Origin of the sequence: Patulibacter sp. SYSU D01012, from assembly GCF_017916475.1 — a bacterium.
Classification (GTDB): domain Bacteria; phylum Actinomycetota; class Thermoleophilia; order Solirubrobacterales; family Solirubrobacteraceae; genus Patulibacter.
Window position 1 is genome coordinate 1,806,913 of record NZ_JAFMTB010000001.1, and the last position, 26,336, is coordinate 1,833,248.

24 protein-coding genes are annotated in these 26,336 nt (G+C 76.9%); 17 read left to right on the top strand and 7 right to left on the bottom strand.

The window, feature by feature from the left end; translation table 11 throughout:
- Positions 1-122: 122 nt before the first annotated feature.
- The 3 genes from J3P29_RS08255 (at position 123) to J3P29_RS08265 (ending at position 3,679) form a co-directional block, all read left to right on the top strand.
- Entirely contained in the window at positions 123-1,478 is a 1,356-nt protein-coding gene (locus J3P29_RS08255; RefSeq protein WP_210492608.1) for an NAD(P)/FAD-dependent oxidoreductase, read from the top strand.
- A gap of 46 nt (positions 1,479-1,524) precedes the next feature.
- A complete protein-coding gene (locus tag J3P29_RS08260; RefSeq protein ID WP_210492609.1) occupies positions 1,525-1,905 on the top strand; it encodes an FKBP-type peptidyl-prolyl cis-trans isomerase in 381 nt (126 codons plus the stop codon).
- Between the two features lie 130 nt (positions 1,906-2,035).
- Positions 2,036-3,679, top strand: a complete 1,644-nt coding sequence (locus J3P29_RS08265) for a helix-turn-helix domain-containing protein (RefSeq protein WP_210492611.1) — start codon at positions 2,036-2,038, stop codon at positions 3,677-3,679.
- A gap of 108 nt (positions 3,680-3,787) precedes the next feature.
- Here the strand turns inward: J3P29_RS08265 and J3P29_RS08270 are convergent, their stop codons facing one another.
- Positions 3,788-5,569, bottom strand: coding sequence for a hypothetical protein (locus J3P29_RS08270; protein WP_210492612.1), 1,782 nt, complete (start codon positions 5,567-5,569; stop codon positions 3,788-3,790).
- Between the two features lie 271 nt (positions 5,570-5,840).
- Between J3P29_RS08270 and uvrA the strand changes: the two genes are divergently transcribed.
- From uvrA to J3P29_RS08285, 3 genes are read left to right on the top strand one after another with little or no spacing between them, the layout of a single operon-like run.
- Complete coding sequence (gene uvrA, locus J3P29_RS08275) at positions 5,841-8,867, top strand: excinuclease ABC subunit UvrA (RefSeq protein WP_210492613.1); 3,027 nt, start codon at positions 5,841-5,843, stop codon at positions 8,865-8,867.
- A 10-nt stretch (positions 8,868-8,877) separates the two neighbouring features.
- Positions 8,878-9,663, top strand: coding sequence for a helix-turn-helix domain-containing protein (locus J3P29_RS20710; protein ID WP_210492614.1), 786 nt, complete (start codon positions 8,878-8,880; stop codon positions 9,661-9,663).
- Positions 9,660-10,583, top strand: a complete 924-nt coding sequence (locus J3P29_RS08285) for a hypothetical protein (protein WP_210492615.1) — start codon at positions 9,660-9,662, stop codon at positions 10,581-10,583. The genes J3P29_RS20710 and J3P29_RS08285 overlap by 4 nt, the downstream gene beginning before the upstream one ends.
- Positions 10,584-10,674: 91 nt before the next feature.
- Here J3P29_RS08285 and J3P29_RS08290 read toward each other — a convergent pair whose 3' ends face one another.
- The gene (locus J3P29_RS08290; RefSeq protein ID WP_210492617.1) at positions 10,675-11,064 is read right to left on the bottom strand and encodes a DUF4440 domain-containing protein; all 390 of its coding nucleotides are present in this window, start codon (positions 11,062-11,064) and stop codon (positions 10,675-10,677) included.
- Positions 11,065-11,131: 67 nt separating this feature from the next.
- On the opposite strand from J3P29_RS08290, the gene J3P29_RS08295 reads away from it, so the two are divergent.
- The 4 genes from J3P29_RS08295 (at position 11,132) to J3P29_RS08310 (ending at position 14,499) form a co-directional block, all read left to right on the top strand.
- Positions 11,132-12,211 carry a magnesium and cobalt transport protein CorA gene (locus tag J3P29_RS08295; protein ID WP_210492618.1) on the top strand — a complete coding sequence of 360 codons (1,080 nt, stop codon included), beginning with the start codon at positions 11,132-11,134 and terminating at the stop codon, positions 12,209-12,211.
- A gap of 57 nt (positions 12,212-12,268) precedes the next feature.
- The gene (locus tag J3P29_RS08300) at positions 12,269-12,748 is read left to right on the top strand and encodes an SRPBCC family protein (protein ID WP_210492619.1); all 480 of its coding nucleotides are present in this window, start codon (positions 12,269-12,271) and stop codon (positions 12,746-12,748) included.
- An 18-nt stretch (positions 12,749-12,766) separates the two neighbouring features.
- Complete coding sequence (locus J3P29_RS08305; RefSeq protein ID WP_349239785.1) at positions 12,767-13,387, top strand: acyltransferase; 621 nt, start codon at positions 12,767-12,769, stop codon at positions 13,385-13,387.
- A gap of 194 nt (positions 13,388-13,581) precedes the next feature.
- Complete coding sequence (locus J3P29_RS08310; protein ID WP_210492620.1) at positions 13,582-14,499, top strand: universal stress protein; 918 nt, start codon at positions 13,582-13,584, stop codon at positions 14,497-14,499.
- A gap of 44 nt (positions 14,500-14,543) precedes the next feature.
- Here J3P29_RS08310 and J3P29_RS08315 read toward each other — a convergent pair whose 3' ends face one another.
- A complete protein-coding gene (locus J3P29_RS08315) occupies positions 14,544-15,563 on the bottom strand; it encodes a LysM peptidoglycan-binding domain-containing protein (protein ID WP_210492621.1) in 1,020 nt (339 codons plus the stop codon).
- A 197-nt stretch (positions 15,564-15,760) separates the two neighbouring features.
- Here J3P29_RS08315 and J3P29_RS08320 point away from each other — a divergent pair, with 197 nt between their 5' ends.
- The gene (locus J3P29_RS08320; protein ID WP_210492622.1) at positions 15,761-16,891 is read left to right on the top strand and encodes an AI-2E family transporter; all 1,131 of its coding nucleotides are present in this window, start codon (positions 15,761-15,763) and stop codon (positions 16,889-16,891) included.
- Positions 16,892-17,057: 166 nt separating this feature from the next.
- Here J3P29_RS08320 and panB read toward each other — a convergent pair whose 3' ends face one another.
- The 3 genes from panB to J3P29_RS08340 are packed head-to-tail and all read right to left on the bottom strand — an operon-like array spanning position 17,058 to position 20,127.
- Positions 17,058-17,972, bottom strand: coding sequence for a 3-methyl-2-oxobutanoate hydroxymethyltransferase (gene panB, locus J3P29_RS08325; protein WP_210492623.1), 915 nt, complete (start codon positions 17,970-17,972; stop codon positions 17,058-17,060).
- A gap of 26 nt (positions 17,973-17,998) precedes the next feature.
- On the bottom strand, positions 17,999-19,318 hold the full coding sequence (gene panC, locus J3P29_RS20370) for a pantoate--beta-alanine ligase (protein ID WP_282599918.1): 1,320 nt from the start codon (positions 19,316-19,318) through the stop codon (positions 17,999-18,001).
- On the bottom strand, positions 19,315-20,127 hold the full coding sequence (locus J3P29_RS08340; protein ID WP_210492624.1) for a DUF2520 domain-containing protein: 813 nt from the start codon (positions 20,125-20,127) through the stop codon (positions 19,315-19,317). The genes panC and J3P29_RS08340 overlap by 4 nt, the downstream gene beginning before the upstream one ends.
- Before the next feature lie 180 nt (positions 20,128-20,307).
- Here J3P29_RS08340 and J3P29_RS08345 point away from each other — a divergent pair, with 180 nt between their 5' ends.
- Positions 20,308-21,006 carry a uracil-DNA glycosylase gene (locus J3P29_RS08345; RefSeq protein WP_210492625.1) on the top strand — a complete coding sequence of 233 codons (699 nt, stop codon included), beginning with the start codon at positions 20,308-20,310 and terminating at the stop codon, positions 21,004-21,006.
- Entirely contained in the window at positions 21,006-21,914 is a 909-nt protein-coding gene (locus tag J3P29_RS08350) for a hypothetical protein (protein WP_210492626.1), read from the top strand. The genes J3P29_RS08345 and J3P29_RS08350 overlap by 1 nt, the downstream gene beginning before the upstream one ends.
- On the opposite strand, the gene J3P29_RS08355 is transcribed toward J3P29_RS08350, so the two are convergent.
- Positions 21,911-23,356, bottom strand: coding sequence for an oligosaccharide flippase family protein (locus J3P29_RS08355; RefSeq protein ID WP_210492627.1), 1,446 nt, complete (start codon positions 23,354-23,356; stop codon positions 21,911-21,913). The genes J3P29_RS08350 and J3P29_RS08355 overlap by 4 nt on opposite strands.
- 35 nt (positions 23,357-23,391) lie before the next feature.
- Here J3P29_RS08355 and tsaE point away from each other — a divergent pair, with 35 nt between their 5' ends.
- Genes tsaE through tsaD form a run of 4 tightly spaced genes read left to right on the top strand, consistent with a single transcriptional unit; the run spans position 23,392 to position 26,268 of the window.
- A complete protein-coding gene (tsaE, locus tag J3P29_RS08360) occupies positions 23,392-23,871 on the top strand; it encodes a tRNA (adenosine(37)-N6)-threonylcarbamoyltransferase complex ATPase subunit type 1 TsaE (protein ID WP_210492628.1) in 480 nt (159 codons plus the stop codon).
- A complete protein-coding gene (gene tsaB, locus J3P29_RS08365) occupies positions 23,757-24,587 on the top strand; it encodes a tRNA (adenosine(37)-N6)-threonylcarbamoyltransferase complex dimerization subunit type 1 TsaB (protein ID WP_349239786.1) in 831 nt (276 codons plus the stop codon). The genes tsaE and tsaB overlap by 115 nt, the downstream gene beginning before the upstream one ends.
- Positions 24,584-25,270, top strand: coding sequence for a ribosomal protein S18-alanine N-acetyltransferase (gene rimI, locus J3P29_RS08370; RefSeq protein WP_210492630.1), 687 nt, complete (start codon positions 24,584-24,586; stop codon positions 25,268-25,270). Before tsaB ends, rimI begins: the two co-directional genes overlap by 4 nt.
- Positions 25,267-26,268 carry a tRNA (adenosine(37)-N6)-threonylcarbamoyltransferase complex transferase subunit TsaD gene (gene tsaD / locus J3P29_RS08375; RefSeq protein ID WP_210492632.1) on the top strand — a complete coding sequence of 334 codons (1,002 nt, stop codon included), beginning with the start codon at positions 25,267-25,269 and terminating at the stop codon, positions 26,266-26,268. The genes rimI and tsaD overlap by 4 nt, the downstream gene beginning before the upstream one ends.
- Positions 26,269-26,336: the final 68 nt, after the last annotated feature.

Genomic DNA, 26,336 nt, shown 5'->3' on the forward strand with positions numbered 1-26,336 from the left:
GCGGCGTCCCGCGACGCGGCGCCGACGGCGCAGTCGTCCGACGGTCGACGCCAGGGGCGCGGGGTAGTGTCCTGTGACGCCGGCGACGCGCGTCGCCGTCCCACCCCGAACGGAGCTCTCCCATGGCCGGTCCCAGCACCCCCGACAGCGGCGACCACTTCGACGTCGTCGTGGTCGGCAGCGGCCCGGGCGGCCGCGCCGTCGCGCCCGCCCTGGTCGCGGCGGGCCGCCGCGTGGCCCTCGTCGAGGCCGAGCTCGTCGGCGGCGAGTGCCCGTTCTGGGCGTGCATCCCGTCGAAGACGCTGCTGCGGCCCAGCCAGCTGCGCACGCAGGCGCGGCACGTCGCTGGCGTGTCCGTGCCGACGGAGGAGTGGGACGCGATCCGCGACTACCGCGACTACATGAACTCCGGCCTGGACGACGGCGCGAAGGCCGAGTGGCTCCAGGGCACCGGCGTCGAGCTCGTGCGCGGCACCGCGACGGTCCCCGCCGCCGGCCGCGTGGTCGTCGGCGACCGCGAGCTGACCTGCGAGCACGTCGTGATCGCCACGGGCACGAGCGCCGCGGTCCCCGACTACCCCGGCCTCGACCGCGCGCAGGTGTGGACGAACCGCGAGGTCACGTCGCTCTCCGCCGTCCCCGCGTCGTGCGTCGTCGTCGGCGGCGGCGCGGTCGCGCTCGAGTGCGCGCAGTACCTCGCCGACCTGGGCTCGCGGGTCACCGTCCTGCAGCGCTCCGACCGCGTCCTGCGGCGCGAGGATCCGCGGGTGTCCGCGTTCGCGGCCCGGGCGCTGGCGGAGCAGGGGGTCGACCTGCGCACCGGCACCGAGGTCGCGTCCGTCCATCACCACGACGGCGGCGTCCAGGTGACCACGAAGGACGGCGACGTCCTCGACGTCGAGCGCCTGGTGGTGGCGACCGGCCGCGTGCCCCGCACGGAGGGCCTGACGCCCGACGGCGTGCGGACCGAGAAGGGCGCGATCGTGGTCGACGACGCCTGCCGCGCCGCGGACGGCATCTGGGCGATCGGCGACGTCACCGGCGTCGCCCAGTTCACGCACGTCGCGAGCTACCAGGGTCGCGTGGTCGTCGACCGGATCCTCGGCGGCGACGCCGTGGCCGACCTGCGGGCCGTGCCGCGCGTGGTCTTCACCGAGCCCGAGATCGCGGGCGTCGGCCTGACCGCGGCCGAGGCGCAGGAGCGCGGGATCGACGTGCGCACCGCCCACGTGGACCTGAGCGCGACGGACCGCACCGAGACGTACGGCCGCGACCTGTTCGGCGGCGCCGGCGTCGTGGTCGACGCCGCGCGCGACGTGCTCGTCGGCGCATGGGGCGTCGGCCCGGACGCGGGGGAGTGGATCCACACCGCCGCGCTGGCGGTCAAGGCGCAGATCCCGCTCGCGGTGCTGCGGGACTTCGTGCCCCAGTTCCCGACCTTCAACGAGCTCTGGACCGCGGTGATCCGCGAGCTGTAGGGGACGGGCGAGGCGCGGGGCCCCGCCGCCGTCTACCGTCCCTGCCATGAGCCTCGACGAGAAGCCCCAGGTCGACGTGCCGGCGGACACCCCGCCGTCGTACCAGCTCGAGCTGGAGGACCTCGTCGTCGGCGACGGCGACGAGGCCGTGGCGGGCAAGGTCGTCGAGGTGCACTACGTCGGCGTGGCCTGGTCGGACGGCAAGCAGTTCGACGCGTCCTGGGACCGCGGCGAGACGTTCAAGTTCGGCCTGGGCCGCGGCATGGTCATCCAGGGCTGGGACCAGGGCGTGCAGGGCATGCGCGTCGGCGGCCGTCGCCGGATCACCATCCCGCCGATGCTCGGCTACGGCAAGCGCGGCGCCGGCGGCGTCATCAAGCCGGACGAGACGCTCGTCTTCGTCGTGGACCTGCTCGGCGTGCGCTGATCCGGCGGCGGCGCGTCGGCCCGCGCGCCCGCCGGCGCGCGGCGATGCTCCACGTGCACCACGCGCCGCCTGCCACGTTGGCCCGACGGCGCATCGGCGGTCCCGGCGCCCGCACCTAGTGTTCGGGGCCGTGTCGGGCCCCGCCTCCGCCAGGACCGCCCCGGTCCCCCTCGCCCCGCCGGCGCGGCGTGCGCCGCGCGGCCCGGAGCCCCCGCTGGCGGCCGACGCGCTCCTGCGGGTGGCGGAGGCGCTCGGCCTCGCCGCGGACCCCGACCGGCTCCTGCCCGCCGTCGCCGACGCCGCCGCGCACGCCACGGGGTGCGCGGCCGACCTGGCGCTCCGCGCGGGGGACCGCCTGGTGGTGCGGGCGTCCGCCGCGGGACCGACCGGTGCCCTGCCGCCCGCGGACCCGGCGCCGTGGGCGCGCGTCCTGCGCCACGGACGCGCCGTCCTGGTGCCGGTCGGCGCGGGCCGCTGCGCCGCGGCCGCGCCGCTGCGCGCGCGGGCCGGCGGCGTGATCGGGGTGCTGGCGGTCCGCGCCGAGCCCCCGCGGGACGTGGGCCCGGAGACCCTGGACGTCGTCGCGCAGATCGCGGCGCTCGTCGGCGGGGCCGTGGACGACGCCCGCACGGCGGCGCGGGACCGCCGGCGCGCGGCCGCCCTCGAGCGCCTCGTCGCGCTCGTCGCGCGCCTGGCCACCGTGACCGATCGCGCCGAGCTGCTGGCCGCGACCGCGGACGGCGTCCGCGAGCTCGTGGACGCCGCGACGTGCCGGGTGCTCCTGCAGGACGAGGACGGGGCGCTGCGTCTCGCGGCGCGGAGCCCCGCCGCGACGGACGGCCCGGCAGGCCCCGCCCCCGGCGGCGCGGCGACCGTCCGGCTGCCGGACGGCGCCGGCGCGGTGAGCGTCGAGCGGGCCGCGGCGCTCGAGGACCACGAGCGGGAGATGCTCGGCACGGTCGCCGCGCAGCTGGCCGCGGCGCTGCGCACGGCCGACGCCCTCGAGCGGCTGACCGAGGAGCACCTGGTCCGTGCCCTGTTCGCCGCGATCGCGGAGGGTCGCGCCGACCGGGTCGCCGAGCGGGCGCGCTCGGCGCGCGTCGACCCCGACCGGCCCCACGTGGTGGCGGTCTTCGCCCCGTTGGACCGCGGAGCCGCGTGGGACCGGGCGGCCCGGCTGGAGCGGCGGCTGCGGCAGACCGTCCCGGGGGTGCTGTGCGACCCCGGGCCCGATCGCCTGCGGGCCCTGCTGCCGGTCCCGGACGGCGGGGCCGCGGGGCTGGCCGCGCTCGACGCCGCGCTGGATCGGCTGGCGCACGAGGAGGCCGCCGCCGCCGGCCGGTCGCCGGTCCAGCCCGGACTGGCGGCGGGGCGCTCCAGCCTGACGGAGGCCGCGTCCGCGGCCCGCGTCGCCCGGGCGCTGGCGCCCGAGGGCGGCTGCCGGGCGTGGGAGGACCTGGGCGTCTACCGCTACCTGGTCGGCGTCGGCGGCGAGGCCGAGCCGGACGCGCGGCACGCCCGCGCGGTGCGGCGTCTGTGGGAGTACGACCGCAAGCGCGGGAGCGAGCTGGTGCGGACCCTGGAGCGCTACCTCGCCGACCGCAGCGTCGTGCCGACGGCGCGGGCCCTGTGCATCCACCCCAACACGCTGCGCCAGCGGCTCGAGCGGATCGAGCACCTGACGGCGCTGACCGTGGCGGATGAGGACCTGCTGTCGCTCGAGCTGGCCGTCAAGCTGCACCGCCTGCGGGCCGCCGAGGCCGGCGCGGCGTAGCCCCGAACGCGGTCCGCCGCCCCGAGGGGCGGCGGACGGGTGCGTCCCGGGGGTGGGACGCGGCCGGGCCGGCGCGGCGACGGGCCGCCGCGCCGGGAGCCCGGTGGGCTACTTCAGGCCGACGACGCGCGGCAGCGTGAACGTCGGGCGGCGCTTCGTCGAGCCGGCCACCGAGGGCACGACCGTCTGGGCGCGGTAGACCGCGGCGTTCTCGCCCGACGGGGCCTTCATCCGGACGGAGAAGGTGCCGTTCGCGCTCGGCTTCACGCGGGCGACCGTCTTGTAGCGCTTGCAGGTCTCGCGGCGACGGATGAGGATCGTCGGGCGGTCCTTGAAGCGCGGGCCCACCACGCGGCCGCTGAAGGTCACGCGGCCCTTGGCGGCGGCGATGCGCGTCACGACCATGCGGCGCGAGTACTTCAGCGCGCGGGTCTTGCTCTTGCCCGCCTTGGCGTAGTACCGGGCCGCGTTCGTGTAGCGGATGCCGACCGGCGGCTTCGCGACGCGGACGGAGAACGTGCCGTTCGAGCGGATCTTCGTCGTGCCGTACTTCTTGCCGCGCAGGTAGATCGTCGCGGTCTTGCCGACGAGGCTGCGCTGGGCGACGCCGGTCACGAGCGCCTTCGCGCCCGAGGGCACGACGTCGATCAGCGTGAGCGGGTTCTTCGAGCACTGCAGGATCGCCTCGGCCTCGGGCGAGGTGAAGCGCTGCGTGTCCTGCACGCCGCCGGCGCCGCCGCAGTCGGCGCTGTTCGTCGACACGCGGGCGTTGGCCAGGCTCGTGTTCAGGATCGGCTGGCCGAGCGCCGACACCGAGACGTTCAGCGCGGACTGCGTGAGCGTGCCGTTCTGGGTCGTCTGGACGTTCGACGCGATCTTCGCCTGGAGCAGACCCGGCGGGATCGGGATGTTGAGCTGGTTCAGGACCGGCTGCAGCTGCGCGGTGACCTGGTCCAGGAGCGCGCCGATCGACGAGACCTGCCCGAGCGTCAGCAGGCCGATCACGCTGTTGAGCTGGCCCACGATGCCGCCCTGCGCGTGCAGCAGGTCGTAGGCGTTGATCCGGTTCGACCCGGTGAGGAGCGTCACCACGGCGCCCAGCGGCGTGGAGGAGCCGTCGATGACGATGCCACGCAGCAGGTCGTTGACCGACAGGATGCGGCCGACGTTGAGGTTGGCCGTGTCGAGGTTGAGCGCCTGGTTGGCCGCGGCGTTCGCGTCCACGCCGAGCCCGAGGACGCGCAGGTCGGCGACCTGGGAGGCGCCGGCGAGCTTGCCGCCGTCCGCCGAGCACGTCGCCGTCGCCGTCGACTGGATCACGCCGGCGGAGACGAGGTCCGGCAGCGCGGCGCTCAGGGCGCCGGGCAGCGCGGACGTGACCTGACCGGTCAGCGCGCCCAGGTCGAGCGACAGGCCGCCGAGCGGGCCGAGCAGCGAGCCGAGCGGGCTGCTGCTGCCGAGCAGCGGGTTCAGGACCGACGCCAGGGGGCCGTTGTTGCCCAGGATGCTGTTGGCGCCCGAGGTCAGCGGGCCCGTGAGCGCGTCGACCGCCGGGCCGGCGCCCACGCGCAGGCCGGCGACGCGGGCGTTCGCGGTGGCGGTCTTGCTCTTGTCGACGCGCGTCGTGGCCTCGACGGCGTTGACGTTCGCGATGACGGCGTTCAGGCCGATCAGGCGGCCGTCGGCGTTCTTGCAGTCGTTCGCGCCGGCGTTGGCCGCGATCGGGGTGATCGGCTGGCCGCCGAGGAGCGACAGCGAGAGCGCGTCCGCGCTGCACGCGGTGGGCTCCGCCGCGGAGGCTGGGGCCGCGGCGACGCCCGCGAGGGCGGCGCCGGCGACGACCGCCGCGACGGCGCGTGAGCGCCGGAGCCGGGGGGAGGTCGGATCCATGAGGGTTCCTGTGAGCGGTTGGGGATGTGTGGCGCATCGCACGGGGGTGCGACGTGCCCGGCACTGTACGCCAGTCGGCTACGCACCGGTAGCGATTCGCGACGCCAATCGGTCCGTACGGCGTATCGTTCGCCGTAACGGCGTTCCAACGAACGTCCATGCACCCGCTCTGTGTTCGGGATCCCGAAGAACGGCGTTCCGCGCAGGGGATTCCGGCTACGGGCGTTCCCCGGGATCGAACGTCCGTTCCCCTGCGTAGACTCCACAGGACATGGCAGGCAGCGGTCGCATCGTCGTCACCGGCGCACGGGAGCACAACCTCAAGGACGTGTCCCTCGAGCTCCCGCGGGACAGCCTCGTCGTCCTCACCGGGCTGTCGGGCTCGGGGAAGTCCTCGCTGGCCTTCGACACGATCTACGCGGAGGGGCAGCGCCGCTACGTCGAGTCGCTCTCGGCGTACGCGCGGCAGTTCCTCGGGCAGATGGACAAGCCCGACGTCGACTCCATCGAGGGCCTGTCGCCAGCGATCTCGATCGACCAGAAGACGACGTCGCGCAACCCGCGCTCGACGGTCGGCACGGTGACCGAGGTCCACGACTACCTGCGCCTGCTGTGGGCGCGGATCGGGCACCCGCACTGCCCGAACGGCCACGGCCCGATCGCGGGCCAGTCGGCGGAGCAGATCATCGACCGGCTCATGACGCTGCCGGACGGCACGCGCTTCATGGTCCTCGCGCCGCAGGTCCGGGGCCGGAAGGGCGAGTTCCGCGACCTGTTCGCGCACCTGAAGGCGGAGGGCTTCGGGCGCGTCAAGGTCGACGGCGACCTGCGGATGCTCGACGAGGAGATCGTCCTCGACAAGAAGTACAAGCACGACGTCGCGGTCGTCGTGGACCGCCTGGTCATGCGGCACGACATCCGCAAGCGCCTGGCGGACGCCGTCGAGACGGCCGTGGGGCTGGCCGAGGGGCTCGTCGAGATCGAGCTCGTCCTGCGGGAGGGGGAGGAGGCCCCGGAGGGCGTCGAGGCCTCGCAGACCTTCTCCGAGAACTTCGCGTGCCTGGAGTGCGGCTTCTCCATGCCGGAGATCGAGCCGCGGACGTTCTCCTTCAACGCGCCGCACGGGGCGTGCCCCCGCTGCACCGGCCTCGGCGCGCAGCTCATCGTCGACCCCGACCTCGTCGTGCCCGACGGCAGCAAGGCGCTCGACGGCGGCGCGATCAAGCCGTGGTCCTCGTCGCCGAACCCCTTCTACCGCAAGCTCCTGGAGGGGCTGGCGGAGCACTTCGACGTCCGGATGGACGTCCCGTGGAACGAGCTCTCGCTCGAGGAGCAGGAGGGCATCCTCTTCGGCGACCCCGACGGCGAGCGCGTGCCGCTGCGGTTCCGCAACCGCCACGGCGGCCGGCGCACCTACAAGATGCGCGCGGAGGGCGTGATCTCCAACCTGGAGCGGCGCTACCGCGAGTCCGACTCCGAGGCGGTCAAGGAGAAGATCGAGGAGTACATGTCGATGGTGCCGTGCCCCGAGTGCGAGGGCTCGCGCCTGAAGCCCGGGCCGCGCGCGGTGCTCGTCGGCGGCCTGGGCATCCACGAGTTCTCCCGCCTGTCGGTCCACAAGGCGCTGCGCTGGATCGACGAGGTCGAGCTGACGGCGACGGAGCGGCAGATCGCCCGGCTGATCGTCCGCGAGATCAAGGAGCGGCTGACGTTCCTCGCGGACGTCGGCATCGGCTACCTGACGATGGACCGTGGCGCGGCGTCGCTCTCGGGCGGCGAGGCCCAGCGGATCCGGCTGGCCACCCAGATCGGCTCGGCGCTCGTCGGCGTCCTCTACGTGCTCGACGAGCCGTCCATCGGCCTGCACCAGCGCGACAACGAGCGGCTGATCAAGACGCTCGAGCGGCTGCGCGACCTGGGCAACTCCGTGCTCGTGGTCGAGCACGACGAGCAGACGATGCGGCGCGCCGACGTCCTCGTCGACATGGGGCCCGGCGCCGGCGAGCACGGCGGGCGCGTCGTCGCGAACGGCACGCCCGAGGAGGTCCAGGCCGACCCGGACTCGCTGACCGGCCAGTTCCTCTCCGGCGCCCGCGCGATCGCGGTGCCGGACGAGCGGCGGCAGCGCTCGGGCGAGCTGGTCATCCGCGGCGCGCGCGAGCACAACCTGAAGGACCTCGACGTCACGATCCCGCTCGGCGTCCTGTGCTCCGTCACGGGCGTTTCGGGCTCGGGCAAGTCGACGCTGATCAACGAGATCCTCCACAAGAGCGCGGCCGCGCAACTCAACCGCGCCCGCGTGCGCCCGGGCGCCCACGCCGGGATCGACGGCATGGAGGCGCTGGACAAGGTCATCCAGGTCAACCAGTCGCCGATCGGCCGCACCCCGCGGTCGAACCCCGCGACGTACACGGGGATCTTCGACCACATCCGCACGCTGTTCTCGCAGACGCCGGAGGCCCGCGCGCGCGGCTACAAGCCGGGGCGCTTCTCGTTCAACGTCAAGGGCGGCCGCTGCGAGGTCTGCAAGGGCGACGGTCAGATCAAGATCGAGATGCACTTCCTGCCGGACGTCTACGTCCCGTGCGAGCAGTGCGGCGGCAAGCGGTACAACCGCGAGACGCTCGAGGTGCACTTCAAGGGCAAGTCGATCGCGGACGTGCTCGACATGCCCGTGGACGAGGCGATCGAGTACTTCGCGAACGTGCCGAAGATCCGGCGCCGGCTCGAGACGATCCGCGACGTCGGCCTGGGCTACGTCCGCCTGGGCCAGCCGGCGACGACGCTGTCGGGCGGCGAGGCGCAGCGCGTGAAGCTGGCGCACGAGCTGGCGCGGCAGGCGACCGGCCGGACGCTCTACATCCTGGACGAGCCGACGACGGGCCTGCACTTCGCCGACGTCGAGCGGCTGCTGGACGTGCTGCAGCGGCTCGTCGCGGCCGGCAACTCCGTCGTGGTCATCGAGCACGACATGGACGTCATCAAGTGCTCGGACCACCTGATCGACCTCGGGCCCGAGGGCGGCGACGGCGGCGGCACGCTCGTCGCCGAGGGCACGCCGGAGCAGGTCGCGGCGGTCGAGGCGTCGCACACGGGCCGCTTCCTGCGCGATATCGTCACCCCGGACGCGAGCCGGGCGGCGGCGGGGGAGACCACCCGCCGCGCGCCGGTCGACGACCGCCCGCGCTCGAACAAGAGCAAGGCGCAGAAGCAGGCCGAGGCCGAGGCCGCGAAGGCGCAGATCGCGGCGGCCGGCACCCGTCCGCGCAAGCGGCCCAGCCGCACCGCGGCGGACTGAGGGCCGGCGGGTGGGCGGGTACGCCGAGGCACCGCCGCCCGCCGTCGTCGCCCCGCACGCCGCGTGCGTGTGGCGCCGGACGCCCGGGGCGGGGGAACAGGCGGGGACGCTCGTCCTGCCCGACGGCTGCGTCGACGTGCTCTGGCACGCCGGCCGCCTGATCGTCGCCGGCCCCGACACGACGGCGCAGCGCGCCGCGCCCGCGACCGGCACCACGGTCGGCGTGCGGCTGCGGCCCGGCGCGGCCTCGCTGCTCGGCGCCCCCGCCCACGCCCTGCGCGACGCGCGCGTGCCCGTCGACGCGCTCTGGGGCCCCGACGGCCGGACGCTGGCCGACGCGGTGGCGCACGCCCCGGACGACGCGGCGCGGCTGCGCCTGCTCGTCGACGCGGTCGCCCGGCGGGCGGAGGGCGCCGCGCCGGTCGACCCCGCCGTCCGTGCCGTCGTGGCCCGCGCCGGCGCGGGACCGGTCGCCGTCGCGGAGCTCGCCCACCGGGTCGGGCTGTCCGAGCGGCAGCTGCGTCGGCGGTTCCTCGAGCACGTCGGCTACGGGCCCCGGACGCTGCACCGCGTGCTGCGGCTGCAGCGGCTCCTGGACCGCGCGATCGCCGCTCCCGACGAGGGGCTCGCGGCGCTGGCGGCGCACGCCGGGTACGCGGACCAGGCGCACCTGGCGCGCGAGGCGCGCGCGCTCGCCGGCACGACGGCCGCCGCCCTCGTCGCCGGACGCCGGCCCGCCCGAACGTCCGAAACGTCCAAGACGCGGACGTCGCGCCGCGCGAGGATGGCGCCATGAGCCCCGCGAGCACCCCCGTCCGCCTCGACGCCGCCGAGGACTTCGTGCGGCGCGAGGCCCGGCTGATCGACGTCCGCCGGTTCGAGCGCGCCTTCGCCGGCGGCGACGACGCGTCGGTCCGGGCCGCGCTCGACGCCTACCGCAACGCGGACGGGGGCTACGCCGGCCTGCTCGAGCCCGACCTGCGGACGACCCGCAGCCAGCCGCAGGCGGCCGAGCTGGCGCTCCGCGTGCACGACGAGCTCGGCGGGGTGCCGCGCGACGTCGCGGCCGCGCTCTGCGACTGGCTGGCCACGGTGACCGCCCCCGGCGGTGGCGTCCCGTTCGGGCACCCCTCGGCCCGCGACCATCCCGCCGCGCCGCACTGGCACGCGGACGACGGCCGCTGCGGCTCGCTCAACCCGACGGCGGCGATCGTCGGCCTGCTGCACCGCTCCGGGATCCGCCACGCCTGGCTCGACGAGGCCACCGCGTTCTGCTGGCGCGCCGTCGGCGCCGACGGCTCCGGGGCGCCGCCCGCCGAGCAGCTCGACCTGTACAGCGTGCGGGCCGCGCTGTGGCTGCTCGACCCGGCCGTGCCCGCCGCGCCGGACCCCGCCGCCCTGCGCACCCGGCTGGCCGCGGGCGTGCGGGAGCACGTGGCGCTCGACCCGGCGCTGACGGCGCCCGGCGCGCCCGGCCACCACATCGGGCCGATCGAGGTGGCGCCGTACCCGGGCGATCCGGGACGGGCGCTGCTGCCGGCCGCCGCCGTCGACGCGGCCCTCGACGCCCTGGCCGCGCGTCAGCGCCCGGACGGCGGGTGGGAGGTCAACTTCCCGCCGATCTCGGCCGGGGCGCTCGCCGAGTGGCGCGGGTTCGCGACGGTCGGCGCGCTGCTCGTCCTGCGCGAGGCCGGCCGGCTGCCGGCCGCCGGTTGAGCGGCCGCCGGCGGGCGGCCGCGCCACGTCCGCCCGTGCCGGACCGCCGCGCGGCCCCTCGCCCGTCGGCCCGGGGACGGCCCGGCGCCGCTCACCAGGGCGCGGGAGCGCCCGGATCGGGCGGCACCGCCGTGCCCTGGTGGAAGACGACGCGCCAGGCGCCGTCCCGCCGACGCCACACCGAGGAGCGCCGGGTGCGGGTGCCGCCGTGGTGGGCGACGTACGTCACGAGGACGACGTCCGGGGCCACCACGCTGCCGCGCACGTCGTCGGCCACGATCGGCGGCTGGCCCGCCGCGCCCAGGCCGCTCAGGAGCGCCACGACCGTCGCCCGGTCCCACGTCTCGCCGGACGTGCCGATCTCGGCGAAGTCCGGGTCGAGCAGCGCCTCGAGCGCCTCGCGCGACGCTCGCGTGCGCGGGTCGAGGAGCGCCAGCTCGCGGTCGACGACGGCCTGCAGGTCGGGATCGGCCCGGGACATGCGGTGATCGTACGGTGGGCACGGGGGCGTAGCCTTCCCGTTCCGTCCGGACCGGACCGCCTGCCGCATGAGCCTCTCCCCGCGCCCCCGCCGCCCCGATCCCCGCCCGTCCGGGACCGCCGACCCCGACGCCGCGCCCGAGGCGCCCGGGGACCGCCCGATCGAGCGGGCCGTCACGGACTGCGCGGTCTACGAGCACGGCCGCCGCGAGGGCGGCGTCGTGCCGCTGGGCGAGGTGGCCGAACGGCTCGAGGGCGTCGGGGAGGACGGCTTCCTCTGGATCGGTCTGCACGACCCCTCCCCGGAGGCCGTCCAGGGGCTCGGGCGGCGCTTCGACCTGCACGCGCTCGTCGTCGAGGACGCGATGAGCGCGCACCAGCGACCGAAGCTCGAGCGGCACGGCGACCTGCTCTTCCTCGTGCTCAAGACGGCCGAGTACGACGACGACCACGAGCACGTCGCCATCGGGGAGCTGACGCTCATCCTCGGTCCGCGGCTGGTCGTCTCGATCCGCCACGGGGCGCCGGTGCCGCTCCGCGACGTGCGCGCCGAGCTCGAGCGCGACCCCGAGCGGCTGGCGAAGGGGCCCGGAGTCGTCTTCCACGCGATCGTGGACCGGGTCGTGGACGTCTACGCCGACGTGCTCGACGGCCTCGTGACCGACGTCGACCAGGTCGAGGCGACGGTGTTCTCCGACGTGCGCTCCAACCCGACCGAGCGGATCTACCGGCTCAAGCGCGAGGTGATCGCGTTCAAGCGGGCCGTCACGCCGCTCGTCACCCCGCTGACCCGCCTGGTCGAGGACCGCGCGCTCCCCGTGGCGGACGCCGCCCGCCCCTACCTGCGCGACGTCCTCGACCACCTCGTGCGCGACGCGGAGGGCGTCGCGTCGATCGACGACCTGCTCAACGGCGTCCTCGACGCCAACCTGGCGCAGATCGGCGTCCGGCAGGCCGACGACGCCCGCAAGATCTCGGCGTGGGCGGCGATCGCCGTGGTCCCGACCGCGATCTTCGGGCTGTACGGCATGAACTTCGAGCACATGCCCGAGCTGCGCTGGGAGCTGGGCTACCCCGCCGTGCTCGTCGTGACGCTCCTCGTGTGCGTCGGGCTGTACTGGCGCCTGCGCCGGGTGGGCTGGCTGTGACCGCGCTCCCTACGGGCGCGTAGGCTGGTCGGGTCGCGGGCCGCTATGCTCGCGCCCATGCCGGCGCACCCGCTCCGCCCCGTCGACGACGACTTCCTCCGGACCGCACCGCTCGTGGTCCGCAGCAGCGTCGACCTGGACGCGCCGCCGTCGCGCGTGTGGGAGGTGCTCGGCAGCGACGAGATGTGGTCGTGGCTGCCGCTCATCGACCGCCTGGAGTGGCGGACGCCGCGCCCGCACGCCGCCGGCGCCGTCCGCCGGCTGCGGCTGGGGCGCTTCGTCACCGTCGACGAGGAGTTCTACCGCTGGGACGTCGACCGACGCGCGACCTTCCGCGTGGCGGCGCAGAGCCGCCCCGTCCTGGACGGGCTGATCGAGGACTTCCTGCTCGACCCGACCGATCGCGGCACCCGGCTGACGTGGACGATGGCCGTCGCCCCGCGCAAGGGCGCGGGGCTGCCCCTCGGCCTGCTCGCGCCGCTGCTGCGCCCGGGCAACACCGTCGCCATCGGCGGCATCCGCAAGCTGCTGCGCTGAGCGGCGTAGGGTGGGGGCGTGGCCGCCGGACCGCCGATCCCGCCCGCCGGGCGCCTCGACCGCGCCGCCCTGCGGGAGTGGCTGCTCAAGCGCCGCTGGTACGCGCGCTCGCAGCGCCCGTGGAACCGCGCCCGGCTGCACGCCGAGCTCGCCCGCCGGCACGCGTTCGCCCGCGGGCGGATGCACGGCGAGATCCTGCCGATGCTGCGGGACGGGCGGCTCGAGATCGGCCCGCAGGCGTTCTTCGAGGACGGCGTGTGGCTGACCGCCGGCGAGCGCGGCCGGATCCGCATCGGCGGCGGGACCTTCCTCAACCTGGGCGTCATGGTCGCGGCCGAGGGGCTCGTCGACATCGGCGAGCACTGCATGGCCGCGAACGGCTGCCTGATCACGGACGCCGACCACCGCTTCGACGATCCCGAGACGCCGGTGCCGTGGCAGGGGTTCACGACGAAGGGCCCGACGGTCCTCGGCGACAACGTCTGGCTGGGCGCGAACGTCGTCGTGACGAGCGGCGTGACGATCGGCCGTCGCAGCGTCGTGGGCGCGAACTCCGTGGTGACGACCGACATCCCCCCGTGGTCGGTGGCGGCCGGCGTGCCCGCCCGGGTGCTCCGGACGCACCGCCCCGAGGCGTAGGCGGGCGGCCGGCGCGCGGGCGGTGGCGGCACCGACGCCGGGCGCGGCCCGTCGGCGCCAGGAGCCCGCCGCGCCGTTCGCCGCGCACCTCCGCACGGACTACGGACACGACCCCGCGGACGGACCCCGATGGCGCGCCGCCGCTCGCGGCGTAGGGTCGGAGACGCACCAGTCCCCTCGCAACGGAGCACGTCATGACGACCCAGATCATCGCCGGCTACGACGGCCGCACCGGCGGCCGCGACGCCGTCGCGCTCGCCACCGTCCTCGCCGACGCCCACGCCGACGCCGAGGTCACCGTCTCGAGCGTCTACTCCGTCACGCCGGTCGGCAGTCGCGGCGTGCCCGGCGAGTACCTGGCCGCGGTGCGCGAGGAGGCCGACGAGCGGCTGGACGGCGCCCGCGAGGAGTGGGGCACCCGCCCGCGCACCCGCTTCGAGGTCACGCGCGGCACCTCGCCCGCCGACGGCCTGCACCGCCTGGCGACCGAGAAGGGCGCGCGCTGCCTCGTCGTCGGGACGAGCAGCACGGGGCCCGTCGGGCGCCTGATGCTCCCGGGCAGCGCGACCGAGCAGACGCTCCACGGCGCCCCGTGCGCGGTCGCCGTCGCCCCGGCCGGCTACGCGAAGGCGCCGCGCAGCCTCCGCACCGTCGGCGTCGCGTACGCGGACACGCCCGAGGGCCACCACGCGGTCGAGGTCGCCGCCCGCGTCGCGTGCCGCCACCGGGCCGCCCTGCGCCTGCTGCGCGTGATCGAGAACCGCGTCGTCACCTACACCGCCTACGCCGGCGGCGAGGCGCTGCAGGACCTGCGCGCCTGGGTGGACGAGGACGTGCAGGCGGCCGCCGACGCCGTGGAGGGCGTCGAGTCGGTCGGCTACCGCGTCTACGAGGGGGACCCGGCCACCGAGCTGGCGCGCGCCGGCGAGGACCTGGACCTGCTCGTCGTGGGCTCGCGCGCCCACGGTCCGCTGCGCCGCGTGCTGCTCGGCAGCGTGTCGTCGCGGCTGGTCCGCCACGCGCACTGCCCGCTGCTCGTCGTGCCGCGCTCGGTGCCGGCGCCCGACGAGGAGGCCGACGCCCCCGCGGCCGGCGCCGCGGCGACCGCCTAGCGACGGGGACCGCGCGGTCCGCCCGGACCGCGCGGCGCGGCGCCTCAGCCGCCGAAGCGGCCCCGCAGGGCGCGGACGCTCTGCACGTAGCGCTTCGTGTCGTCGTACATCCCGCGCGAGCGGACGGACGACAGGCCCTGGTAGTACGCGGCGGCGGCCAGGTCGGGATCGCCGCCCGTCTCGCGCAGCAGGTGCCCCAGGTAGAGGGTGCCGGCCCGGACGTTGTCGGTCGCGGACGACGGGTCGAGCGGGGTGCGGGCCAGGTTGGCGCCGATCCAGTCCCACGTGCCCGGCATGACCTGCATGACGCCGCGCGCGCCGACGCTGGAGACCGCGCCGTTGTTGAAGCCGCTCTCCTGCCACGCGATCGCGCGGGCCAGGGACGCCGGCACGCCGTTCTGGGCGGCGACGGTGCCGACGTCCGTCGCGGTCACGCGGGCGCCGGACGCCGGCGCGGTGCCGGGGGCGGGGCCCGCCGGGGCCGGCGCGGACGCGGCCGTCGTCGTCGTGCCGGTGCCGCCGCCCGAGGACGACGTCGCCGTCGCCGTCGAGGACGCCGATCCGCCGCCGTCGCCGCTGCCCTGAGCCGGCAGCGCCAGGCGCGCGCCGGCGGGCAGCACGGACGCGGCGCTCAGGCCGTTGAGGGCCGCCAGGCGGGTGACGGTGACGCCCTGGCGGGCGGCGATCGCCGTGAGGGTGTCGCCGGGCTGCACGACGATCCCGCCGCCCGACGCGCCCGCGACACCCGAGGACGCGCCGCCGGACGACGCGCCGCCGCCGCTGGCGCCCGCGGGCGGCGCCGGGGCGGCGGCCGCCGGGGCCGCGCCCTGCGGCGGGATCGTCAGCGCCTGGCCGGCCTGCACGGCGGCGTCGGCGGAGAGGCCGTTCGCGGCGGCCAGCGCCGCGGGTGAGAGGCCGTTGGCGGCGGCGACCTGCCAGAGCGACTCGCCCGGGGCGACCTGGTGGACGGGGCTGGCCTGGACGGCGGGGGCGACCGTCGCGAGCAGCGCGCAGGCGCCGGTCACGAGGAGGGCCGCCCGGCGGTGCAGCGCGTGGGGGGACACGTGCGACTCCTTCGGGAGGGTTGACGGTGGCCCGTCCCTTCTCGCGCACCCCGGCGGCGGGGGCAAGGCCGGGACCCCCGCCGCAACGCGCCTTGCGCCCCGCCCGGGCGCTCGCGCGGCGTCCGCCGCGGCACGACGGCGCCGCCGCCGGGACGGGTACGGTCGGAGGCGTCCTCCGTCCCCGTCCCCGGAGCCGCGTGCGCGACCAGCCGAGCATCCCCCGAGTCGTCCTCACGATCACGCTGACCGTCCTGGCGGTCCTCGCGTCCCTCGTGCTCCTGTACCTGCTGCGCAAGCCGCTGTCGTGGATCGTGATCGCCGGCTTCATCGCGATCGCCCTGTCGGGACCGGTGCAGGTGCTCTCGCGGCGCCTTCCGCGCGGCCTCGCGATCACCGCGGTGTACCTGCTGCTGTTCCTCGTGCCGGCGCTGATCCTGCTCGTCGCGATCCCGCCGCTGGTGCGCGGCGCGTCCGACCTGATCGACCAGGCCCCCGAGTACGCGCGGCAGCTGCAGGACTGGGTCGAGGGCAACGAGCGCCTGCGCGACCTGGACCGCGACTTCGGGATCGTCGACCGCATCCAGGAGCAGGCGCAGGCGCTGCCGAACCGGGTCGGCGACGCCGCGTCGTGGCTCGGCAACCTCGGCCTGGGGATCGTCAACTCCGTCTTCGCGGCCGTCACGATCCTGATCCTGAGCGTCTTCCTCGTGGCGAACGGCCGCCGCTGGATCGACGCGGCGCTCGCGATGGGGCCGCGGGACCGGGCGGAGCGGCTCGGCGCGGTGCTCGACCGCATGGGCGGGGCCGTCGGCGCCTACCTGGGCGGGGCGCTGCTGCAGGCGGCGATCGCCGGCGTCCTGACGTGGGTCGTGCTGACCATCCTGGGCGTGCCGTTCGCCGTGCCGCTGGCGGTGCTCGTCGCGCTCTTCGACCTGCTGCCGATGGTCGGCGCCACGATCGGCGCGGTGCTCGTCGGCATCATCACGCTCTTCGGCGACTTCCCGACCGACACGATCGTCTGGGTGGTCTGGTCGATCGTCTACCAGCAGGTCGAGAACACGGTGATCCAGCCGCGGATCCAGAACCGCGCGGTCGGGGTGCACCCGTTCGTGGTGATGGTCGCCGTCCTCTTCGGCGGCACGCTGCTCGGGATCCCCGGGGCGCTGCTGGCGGTGCCCGTGGCGGCGGCGGTCCAGATCGCGTTCAAGGCGTGGTGGGACTGGCGGCACGAGGACGCGGACGGCGGGGCGGGGGAGCGCCCGGCAGGAGACGCGCTCGAGCGCGGGCCGGACCCGGCGACGGACCCCGCGGCCGACCCCGCGGGCTGAGCCGGCGGGGCGTGCCGGGGAGGCCGGCGGACGGCACGGTCCGCCGCCGGTTCGCCGACCGGGCGCCGGCTGCCCCGGCCGGCCCGGTGGGGGAGGCCCGACGCCCCACCGGGCGCGCCGGGCCGGCGGTCCGGGCGGCGCCGCGCCGGCCGCCCGGGCCGCGGACTCAGCCGGCGGCGCCCGCTGCGTCCGGCAGCTGCGCCAGCGCGGCCTGCAGCCGCCCCAGCTCCTCGGGCGGAATGGCGTACGTGTGCTCGCGCGTCGGGAACGCGCCGGCGCGCACGTCGTCGGCGTAGGCGCGGACGGCGGCGAGCATCTCCTCGTGCAGGTGCGCGTACTGGCGGACGAACTTCGCGGTGCGGCCCTCCATCAGGCCCAGCAGGTCGTGCCAGACGAGCACCTGCGCGTCGGTCGAGCCGCCGGCGCCGATGCCGATCGTCGGGATCTCGAGCAGCGGCATGACCTCCTCCGCCACCGCGGCGGGGATCGCCTCGAAGACGATCGCGCAGCAGCCGGCGTCCTGCAGGCCGAGGGCGTCGCGGGCCATCTGCGCGGCCTGCTCCGCGCGCTTCCCCTGCGCGCGCAGGCCCCCGAGGGCCGTCGCGGTCTGCGGCGTCAGGCCCAGGTGGCCGACGACGGGGATCCCGGCGCGGACGATCGCCGCGGCGCGGTCGACCATCACGCCGCCGCCCTCGAGCTTGACGGCCTGCGCGCCGGCCTCCTTCACGAACCGCTGCGCGGTCCGCACGGCGTCCAGGTCCGTGGCCTCGTACGAGCCGAAGGGCAGGTCGCAGACCAGGAAGCTCGCCGTCAGGCCGCGGCGGACGGCCTTGGCCAGGACGAGCAGCTCGTCGACGGTGACGGGGACGGTGGAGTCCAGGCCCAGGACGGTCGTGGCGGCGGAGTCGCCGACGAGGACCATCTCGACGCCGGCGGCCTCGGCCACGCGGGCGGACGGGTAGTCGTAGGCGGTGACCATGACGGTCTTGCGACCCTGGCGCTTGGCCTCGAGCAGCGACGTGACGGTGACGGGCGCGCGGGCCGGGGCCTGCGCGTCGACGGTGCGGGGGCTGGCGGACATGCGGGCTCCTCGTGCGGGTCGGTCGGTCAGGCGACGGGGTCGCCGGTCGGACGGGTGGTCTCGGTCAGCAGCGTGGCGACCGCGGCGTCGACGTCGACGATGCGGTTGGTGCCGCGCTCGACGTGGACGACGACGGGCTCGTACGTCGCCAGGGCGGCGGCGTCGTAGCTCGCGTACGAGATGACGATGACGGTGTCGCCGCGGTGGACGAGGCGCGCGGCCGCGCCGTTGACCTTCACCTCGCCCGACCCGCGCTCGCCCTCGATCGTGTACGTCTCGAAGCGCTCGCCGTTGTCGACGTCCACGACGGCGACCTGCTCGTGGGGCAGGATGTCGGCGGCCTCGAGCAGCTCCGGGTCGATCGTGATCGAGCCGACGTAGTGCAGGTCGGAGTCCGTGACGGTCGCGCGGTGGATCTTCGACTTCAGCATCGTCCGCGTCGGCGCGACGGCCCGACGGCGCGGGACGGCCGGCGCGGGCGCCGGGGCCGGGGCGGCGGCCACGGGGGCGAGCATCAGGTTGTCGATCAGGCGGACGGGGCCGACCGGGGCGGCGACGGCGAGCAGGCTCGGCGCCTCGACGCGCTCGCGCGGCACGAGCGTCTCGGGGTCGACGACGGCCACGTACTCGGCGTCGATGGCGGCGTTCGCGAGCACCGCCGTGGCGACGCCGACGAGCGCGGCCGCGTCGGTCTCGCCCTCGCGCAGCGCGGCCTCGGCGGCCCGCAGCGCGCGGGGGATCGCGACGGCCTGCCGGCGGTCGTCCGGCGTCAGGCGCACGTTGCGGCTCGACAGCGCCAGGCCGTCGGGCTCGCGGACCGTCTCGCCCACCTCGATCCGCACGGGCAGGTTCAGGTCGCGCACCAGGCGCTTGACGACGAGCACCTGCTGGGCGTCCTTCGCGCCGAAGAAGGCGACGTCCGGGCCGACCATGTTCAGGAGCTTCGTGACGACCGTCGTCACGCCGTGGAAGTGCTCGGGTCCGCGGTGGGCGCCCTCGAGCGTCTCCGTCAGCGGGCCGCCGGTGCGGACCTCGGTGACGAACCCGTCGGGGTACACCTCCGCGACGTCGGGCACGAAGACGACGTCGGCGCCGGCCTCGGCCGCGATCGCGGCGTCCGCGGCCTCGGTGCGGGGGTACGCCTGCAGGTCGCCCGCGTCGCCGAACTGGCGCGGGTTGACGAAGACGGAGACGACGGTGAAGTCCGTCTCCTCGACGCTGGCGCGCACGAGCGAGACGTGGCCGGCGTGCAGCGCGCCCATCGTCGGGACGAGGCCGACGGTGCCGCGCGCGCGGGCCTGGCGGACGAGGTCGCGCAGCTCGGCGACGGTGCGGACGATCTTCATGCGGGGCTCCCGGCAGGGACGGCGGTGGGCGTGGGGGTGCTGGAGCCGCCGGGGCGGGCGCCCCGGGCGGCGAGCCGCGCGGTGGCGGCGGTGAGGACGTCGAAGAGCTCGAGGTCGCCGGCGTCGCCGCGGGCCGCGACGGCGGCGCGCTGGCGGGCGACGGTGGCGTCGTCGCCGCGGGCGACCGGGCCGGTCAGCGCGTCGGCGGCGCCGCGCTCCTGCCAGGCGTCGACCGCGGCGCGGACGAGCGGCGCGAGCGCGGTGCGGTCCACGCCGGCGTCCGCGGCCAGGCGGGTCGCCAGGTCCTCGAGCGTGACGAGGAAGTTCGCGGCCACCGAGGCGGCGGCGTGGTAGGCGGCGCGGTCCGCGTCGTCGACCCGCAGGGGACGCATCCCGACGGCGACGGCCAGGCGCTCGGCGACCGCGAGGGCGCGCGGCGTCGCCGCGGCGACGGCGCACGGCGCGCCGGCGAGCGCCGCGTCCGGGCCCGGCACCGTCATCAGCGGGTGCAGCGAGAACGCCTCGTGCCCGTCGAGCGGCGCCAGGGTGGTGGCGCCCGAGACGTGGCCGACGAGCGGGCCGTCCGGCCGGGCGACGATCGCCGCGGCGGCCGCCGCGATCTCGCCGTCGGGGACGCAGAGGAGGACGACGTCGGCGTCGGCGCCGTCGTGGCCGCGCCCGTGCGGGCCGTCCACGGGCGCGCCGGCGGCGCGCAGGGCGGCGGCGAGGGCGCCGCCGAGTCGTCCCCGTCCGACGACGGAGCAACGGGGGAGGGGCGCGTCCGCGGGCGCGCTCCGACAGGGGGTCATGTGGGTCTCCGGTCCAGCTCCCCGAGGGGGATGCCGGTCGCGTGGGGCAAGGGGTGGTGGTGCGTGGGGGTCCGTCCCGCTGCGCGGTGACGGCCTCCGCGAGTTGTAGCACCCGGCACGAAGTTCGCAAGGGGCGGCGTACGCAGCCCCGTCCGCGCGGGCGTCGCTAGCCTCGACGGGGTGACGTCCCCGACGGCCTCCGAGCGCCGCGCGCGCCTGGCTGAGGAGCAGGAGCGCGCCCGCGGCTGCCCCCGCTGCGCGGCGCTCGTGGCGCACCGCACGACGGTCGTCTTCGGCGCGGGCGACCCGGACGCCGACCTGCTGCTCGTCGCCGAGTCGCCCGGCCCCGGGGAGGACCGCCAGGGCCTGCCGCTCGTCGGTGGCGCCGGGCGGCTGCTGACCGAGCTGCTGGACGGCATCGGCCTGCGGCGCGAGGAGGTCTACGTGACGACCGCGCTCAAGTGCCGGCCGCCGGACAACCGCGATCCGCTGCCGGAGGAGCTGGCGCACTGCCGGCCGTACCTGCACGCGCAGCTCGAGCTCGTGCGTCCCAAGGTCGTCGCGACGCTCGGCAGCTTCGCCACGAAGCTGCTGCGCGGCGACCCGGCGGGGATCAAGGAGGTCCACGGCCGGGCCGAGGTGCGGACGATCGGTCCGCGCACGGTGCGGCTGCTGCCCCTCGACCATCCGTCCGCGGCGCTCTACGCCCGCCCGGCGATGGACCGGCTGCGCGCCGACGTGGCCCGGATCCCGGCGCTGCTGGCGCTGCCGGCCCCGGAGCAGGTCGCGCCCGTCCCGACGGACGCGGCACCCGCGCCGCCCGCGCCCGCGGCGGAGCCCGATCCGGTCGCCGGTCCCGAGCAGCTCGGGCTCTTCTGATGGGCCCGCTCCCGTACTCGTGGCAGAACGTCGTCCTGGTGGCCGTGCAGGCGGCGCTCGTGGCGCTGCCGGGCGCCGGCCTGCCGGGGTGGGCCGGCCGCTTCGCCGGCCGCGCGTGGTCGCTCGTCCTGCCGCTGTCGATCGCGGTCGTCGTGGCCGTCCTGGCGGTGCTGCCCGACGCGGCCCGCGCCCTGACCTGGATCGCGCTGGTGGCGGTGCCGCCGCTCGCGGCCGCCGCGCTCGGCTGGGCGGCGCACGGCGCGCGGGCGCCGCTGGCGGTGCTGGCGGTCCCGCTGCTCGTCGTCGCCGTGGCGCGGGAGGGCGACCGCCCGGGGCAGGTCGCGGCCCTGGCGCTCACCGCGCTCTCGTGCGTGGCGCTCGGCCGGCTGCTCGTCGGGGCGGTCGGCGGCAGCGCGGCGGCCGCGGCGCGCCCCGGGGGACGGCTGCGGCGCCTGGCGTCCGCGGTGCCCCCGCTGGCGCTCGTGCGCGTCGCGCTCGTGGCGATGGCGGTCATCGACGCCGTCCTCGTCTTCTCGGGCGGCCTGGAGGCGCCCAACCGCGCGCTGAACGCGGCGGTGCCCGCGGCGGAGCTGCCGCGGCTGCAGTTCCTGGGCCTGGGCGGCGCGTCGATGGGCTACGGCGACGTGTTCGTCGCCGGCGTGCTGGGCGCGCTGCTGGCGGCCGAGGGCGCTTCGCGGCGCGTGCAGGCGGCCGCGGCGGCCTGCACGCTCGTGGCGTCGCTGCTCTTCGACCTGCTGTTCGCGCTCGACGCCGTCGACGTGCTGCCGGCGACGGTGCCGGTGGCGGTCGTCCTGCTCGCGTTCGGCGGCTGGCGCGGGTGGCGCGGCGGCCGCGCGCGGCGCACGGGCGCGGACGCGGCGGCCGCGCGTCCGACGCCGGCCGACTAGCGCACCGCGGGGGTCTCGCCGGGGCCGCCGCGGGGCCCCGGGACGTCCACCGGCGGCACCGGCGGCACCGGCGGGACGGCGGCCACCGGCTCGTCCGCCGCGACCAGCGCGACGCCCGGCTTCGGCGGCGTCCACCACGCCAGCGCGAGCATCAGCACGGCCGCGGCGCCCTGGGCGGCGAGCACGATCGTGGCGAACTCCGTCGCCGACCACCCCTGCCGGGCCAGCAGCGCCACCTCGGCGACCGCGAGCACGAGCAGCGGCACGAGGTGCCGGTGGCGGCCGATCGCGGACAGGTACTGCACGGACATCATCGAGATCGACAGGAGCAGCATCGCGGTGCCCAGGAGCGGCAGGGCGCTGGCGGCGGAGTCGAAGCCGGCGCCGAACGCGGTCCGCAGCAGCCAGCCGGGGATCGCGACGAAGATGAGGATCGCCGGCACGCCGATGAGGAAGAGGAACGCGATCGCCCGCCGCAGGACCGGGTGCGGGTCCTCGCCCGCCACGGCCCGGCGCGTCGCCTCGGGCAGCAGCTGCAGCGCGACGCCGACCGCGACCCACACGACGGCCTTCGCCGCGACGGCCGCGGCGGCGTACGAGCCGGCGACGCTCTCGGCCAGCTCCCGCTTGGCCAGGATCGTGTCGACGTTCTGCATGATCGCGACGAGCAGCAGGGAGAGGATCACCGTCCGCTCCCAGCCCGCGAGCTGCCACAGCGGGACGGGACGCTCCCCGCCCGCGGCGTCCGGCAGGGTGCCGCCGTGGTGGGCGTGGCGCAGGCGCCGGTCCAGCCCGATCGCGAGCAGGCCGAAGGCGATCGGGGCGGCCGCGAAGGCGCCCGTCACCTCCATGCCGATCAGCACGAGGACCACGGCCGCGCCCAGGCGCAGCACGGCCTCGAGCACGATGGAGCCCGCGACGGCGTCGAAGTCCCGCAGCCCCTGGAGCGCCCCGCGCTGCAGGCAGAGCAGCAGCCAGAGGGTGCCTGACACGGGCAGCACGGCGGCCGCCCACGGGTGGGAGTCCACGCCGATCAGGCGGGCGAGCGGCTCGCGCAGCACCACGCCGAGCACGACCGCGAGCACGGTCAGGACGATCGCCTGCTTCGTCCAGCCCCAGACCTCGCGGTACGCCTGCTGGTGGCCGCGCTCCGTCCAGCGGACGATGGCGCGGGCCGCGGCGGCCTGCATGGCCTGCCCCGACACCTGCAGGATGAGGAAGGCGGCGACGAGGGCCGCGAGGGACGCGTAGCCGGTCTTCCCGAGGAGCCGCGTCAGCAGCACCGTGAAGAGCAGCTGGATCGCGTTGTTGAGCATCGACGCGGCGGCCAGCTCCGCGGTCCGTCCCGTGTCCGTCTCGCGCAGGGCCTTCAGCCGCGCGATCCGGGACCGGGGGACGGTGGGATCCGGTCGCCCCGCCGACGGTGAGGCGTCGGACGGCACGAACGGTGAAGCCTAGAGGACGTAGACTGGGCGGGATGCGCCCCGCGAGCGAGACCTCCGACGGCGGCCCCGTCGGCGGGGCCGCGACCGCGGTCCGCCGGACGGCCTCGGCGGCGGCCACCGAGGCGCTCGGCGCCGAGGTCGCGGCCCGGCTGCGGCCCGGCGACGTCGTGCTGCTGCGCGGGGACCTGGGCGCCGGGAAGACGACGTTCGTGCGGGGCGCCGCCCGCGCGCTCGGCGCGGACGCGGCGGTGACGTCGCCGACGTTCGCGCTGGCCCACCGCTACGACGGCGACGTGCGGGTGGCGCACCTGGACCTGTACCGCCTGGGCGGCCTGGGCGCCGAGGACGAGGAGCTCGTCGAGGACGAGCTGGCGGGGGACGTCGTCGCCTTCGTCGAGTGGCCCGACCACGTCGCGGGGCTGCTCGCGGCGCGGACGGTGCTCGAGGTGGAGCTGCGGCACGCCGGGGCGGACGAGCGCGAGGCGGAGCTGCGCTGGAGGGCCGAGCGCTGAGCGCCGCCGGCGCGGGCTGGACGCTGGCCCTCGACACCGCCACGCCGGCGACGGTGGCCGCCGCGATCGCCCCCGACGGGGCGACGGCGGCGCGGGCCGCGGTGCCCGGCCCCGGCGAGCGCCCCGGCCACACGCGCCTGCTGCTGCCCCTCGCCGGCGAGGCGCTCTCGGCCACGGGCGGTGGCCTGGACCGGGTCGGCCGGCTGGTGGTCGGGCTGGGGCCGGGGACGTTCACCGGCATCCGCGTCGGCGTGGCGACCGGCCGCGCGCTCGCGCTGGCCGTCGGCGCCGGCGCGGTCGGCGTGCCCACGCCCGCCGCGCTGGCCCACGCGGCGCAGGCGGCCGGCGGCCCGGCCGCGGACGCGCCGGTCCTCGTCGTGCAGGACGCGCGCCGCCGCGAGCTCTTCCTGACGCTCGTGCGCCCCGGGGACGACCCGCGCGCGCTGACGCCGTGGACGGTGCCGCAGGACGAGGTCGCGGCCGCCGTCGCGGCGCTGGCCGTGCGCCCCGCCGCGGCGGTCGGCGACGGCGCCGTGCTGCGGGCCGACGCGCTCGCGGCCGCCGGCGTGGCCGTCCCCGACGACCCCGCCTGGCACCACGTCGACGGCCTCGCGCTCGCGCGCGCCGCGGCCTCGATCCCCGCCGCTGACGCCGCCGACGTGCTGCCGGTGTACGTTCGGGGCGCGGACGCCATCCCGACCGCCCTCCGCCGGTGACCCCTCCGATCCCGCAGCCCTCGCCGCAGCCCGCCCCCGACGGCGGCCGGCCGCGCACGGGCACCGACCGCGGGGTCGCGATCCAGCGGCTGACCTTCGCGGACATGCCGCAGGTGCTGGCGATCGAGCGGCGCAGCTACCGGGCGCCGTGGTCGCTGGCGATGTTCGTCCTCGAGACGGCGAAGCCGGGCGGGCTGTCCGTCGCCGCCCGGGCGTTCGCCGCGGGCGCCCGCGGCTCCGCGTCGGGCGTCGCGCTCGTCGGCTACTCCGTCGTCTCGCGCTACGACGACGCCTTCCACGTCATGAACGTCTGCGTCGACCCCAACCGCCGCCGCGAGGGCATCGCCCGCTCGATGCTCGAGCACGTGATCGTCCAGGCCGGTGGGGACGAGGCGCGCCTGACGCTCGAGGTGCGGCCGTCCAACACCGGCGCGCGGCGCCTGTACGACGAGCTCGGCTTCCTCGCCGTCGGCACCCGGCGCCGGTACTACCGCGACGACGGCGAGGACGCCCTGATCATGTGGCGGACGCCCGCGACGCTGCGCGGGGCGACCGACGACGTCCCGGGCGCCGAGGACGTCGGGGGCCGCGGCGCCGGCTCGCGCGGCCCCGTGCCGCCCGACGTGCCCGAGGTGGCCGGCCCGCCGCTGCCCGGCCGCACCGCCGACGGGAGGCGCCCGTGATCCTGGCGATCGAGACGAGCTGCGACGACACCTGCGCGGCGGTCGTCGCCGACGACGGCGAGATCCGCGCGAACGTCATCTCCAGCCAGGGCATCCACGACGCGTACGGCGGCGTGGTGCCCGAGCTCGCCGCCCGCGCGCACGCCGAGCGCTGCGACCTGGTCGTCGCCGACGCCCTGCGCACCGCCGGGATCGGCCTGGACGACGTCACGAAGGTGGCGGTCACGCAGGGGCCGGGGCTCGTCGGCGCGCTCCTCGTCGGCCTGCAGACCGCGAAGGCGATCGCCGTCGCGCGGGGACTGCCGCTCGTCCCGGTCGACCACCTGGACGGGCACGTGCTGGCCTGCACGCTCGCGCCGCTGTCCTTCGCCCCGCCGTTCGTGGCGCTCGTCGCCTCGGGCGGCCACACCTTCCTGGCGCGCGTGGACGGTCCCGACCGCATCGAGCGGCTCGGCGGCACGCTCGACGACGCCGCCGGCGAGGCGATCGACAAGGGCGCCCGCCTGCTCGGGCTGCCGTACCCCGGCGGCCCGCACCTGGAGCGCCTGGCGGCGGACGGCGATCCCGCGGCGTTCGCCTTCCCGACCGCGAAGGGGGTGACCGGCCTGGACCTGTCGTTCGCGGGCCTGAAGACGTCGCTCCTCTACCGCACCCGCGACCTGGGCGAGGCGGAGACCGCCGCCCGCCGCGCCGACCTCGCCGCGTCGTACCAGCACGCCGTCGTCGAGACGATCGCGATCCGGGTGGAGCGGGCGCTGCGCGAGACGGGCCTGCGTCGGCTGGCGATCGGCGGCGGCGTCGCCGCCAACGGCGCGCTCCGGGCCCGGCTGCAGGGGCTGGACGCCGACGTCGCCGTCCCCGACCGGGCCCTCTGCACCGACAACGCGGCGATGATCGCCGCGGTCGCGCGGCACCTGCCGGCGCTGCCGGCCGACGCGGTGCCCGGCCTCGAGGCGTACGCCACCGGCCAGCGCCCCGCGGCCGCGGTGGCGGCCTGAGCGGCGAGCGGCCGGCGACCGTCCCCGGCGGCGTCCGGGCCGCCGTACGCCAGCGCCGCTCCTCCGGG

Bases quoted from the DNA above. Each gene is read 5' to 3' on its own strand.
- J3P29_RS08255 (WP_210492608.1), top strand. From the start codon at position 123: ATGGCCGGTCCCAGCACCCCCGACAGCGGCGACCACTTCGACGTCGTC.
- J3P29_RS08260 (WP_210492609.1), top strand. From the start codon at position 1,525: ATGAGCCTCGACGAGAAGCCCCAGGTCGACGTGCCGGCGGACACCCCG.
- J3P29_RS08270 (WP_210492612.1), bottom strand. From the start codon at position 5,569: ATGGATCCGACCTCCCCCCGGCTCCGGCGCTCACGCGCCGTCGCGGCG.
- uvrA (WP_210492613.1), top strand. From the start codon at position 5,841: ATGGCAGGCAGCGGTCGCATCGTCGTCACCGGCGCACGGGAGCACAAC.
- J3P29_RS08285 (WP_210492615.1), top strand. From the start codon at position 9,660: ATGAGCCCCGCGAGCACCCCCGTCCGCCTCGACGCCGCCGAGGACTTC.
- J3P29_RS08290 (WP_210492617.1), bottom strand. From the start codon at position 11,064: ATGTCCCGGGCCGATCCCGACCTGCAGGCCGTCGTCGACCGCGAGCTG.
- J3P29_RS08295 (WP_210492618.1), top strand. From the start codon at position 11,132: ATGAGCCTCTCCCCGCGCCCCCGCCGCCCCGATCCCCGCCCGTCCGGG.
- J3P29_RS08300 (WP_210492619.1), top strand. From the start codon at position 12,269: ATGCCGGCGCACCCGCTCCGCCCCGTCGACGACGACTTCCTCCGGACC.
- J3P29_RS08310 (WP_210492620.1), top strand. From the start codon at position 13,582: ATGACGACCCAGATCATCGCCGGCTACGACGGCCGCACCGGCGGCCGC.
- panB (WP_210492623.1), bottom strand. From the start codon at position 17,972: ATGTCCGCCAGCCCCCGCACCGTCGACGCGCAGGCCCCGGCCCGCGCG.
- panC (WP_282599918.1), bottom strand. From the start codon at position 19,318: ATGAAGATCGTCCGCACCGTCGCCGAGCTGCGCGACCTCGTCCGCCAG.
- J3P29_RS08340 (WP_210492624.1), bottom strand. From the start codon at position 20,127: ATGACCCCCTGTCGGAGCGCGCCCGCGGACGCGCCCCTCCCCCGTTGC.
- J3P29_RS08350 (WP_210492626.1), top strand. From the start codon at position 21,006: ATGGGCCCGCTCCCGTACTCGTGGCAGAACGTCGTCCTGGTGGCCGTG.
- tsaE (WP_210492628.1), top strand. From the start codon at position 23,392: ATGCGCCCCGCGAGCGAGACCTCCGACGGCGGCCCCGTCGGCGGGGCC.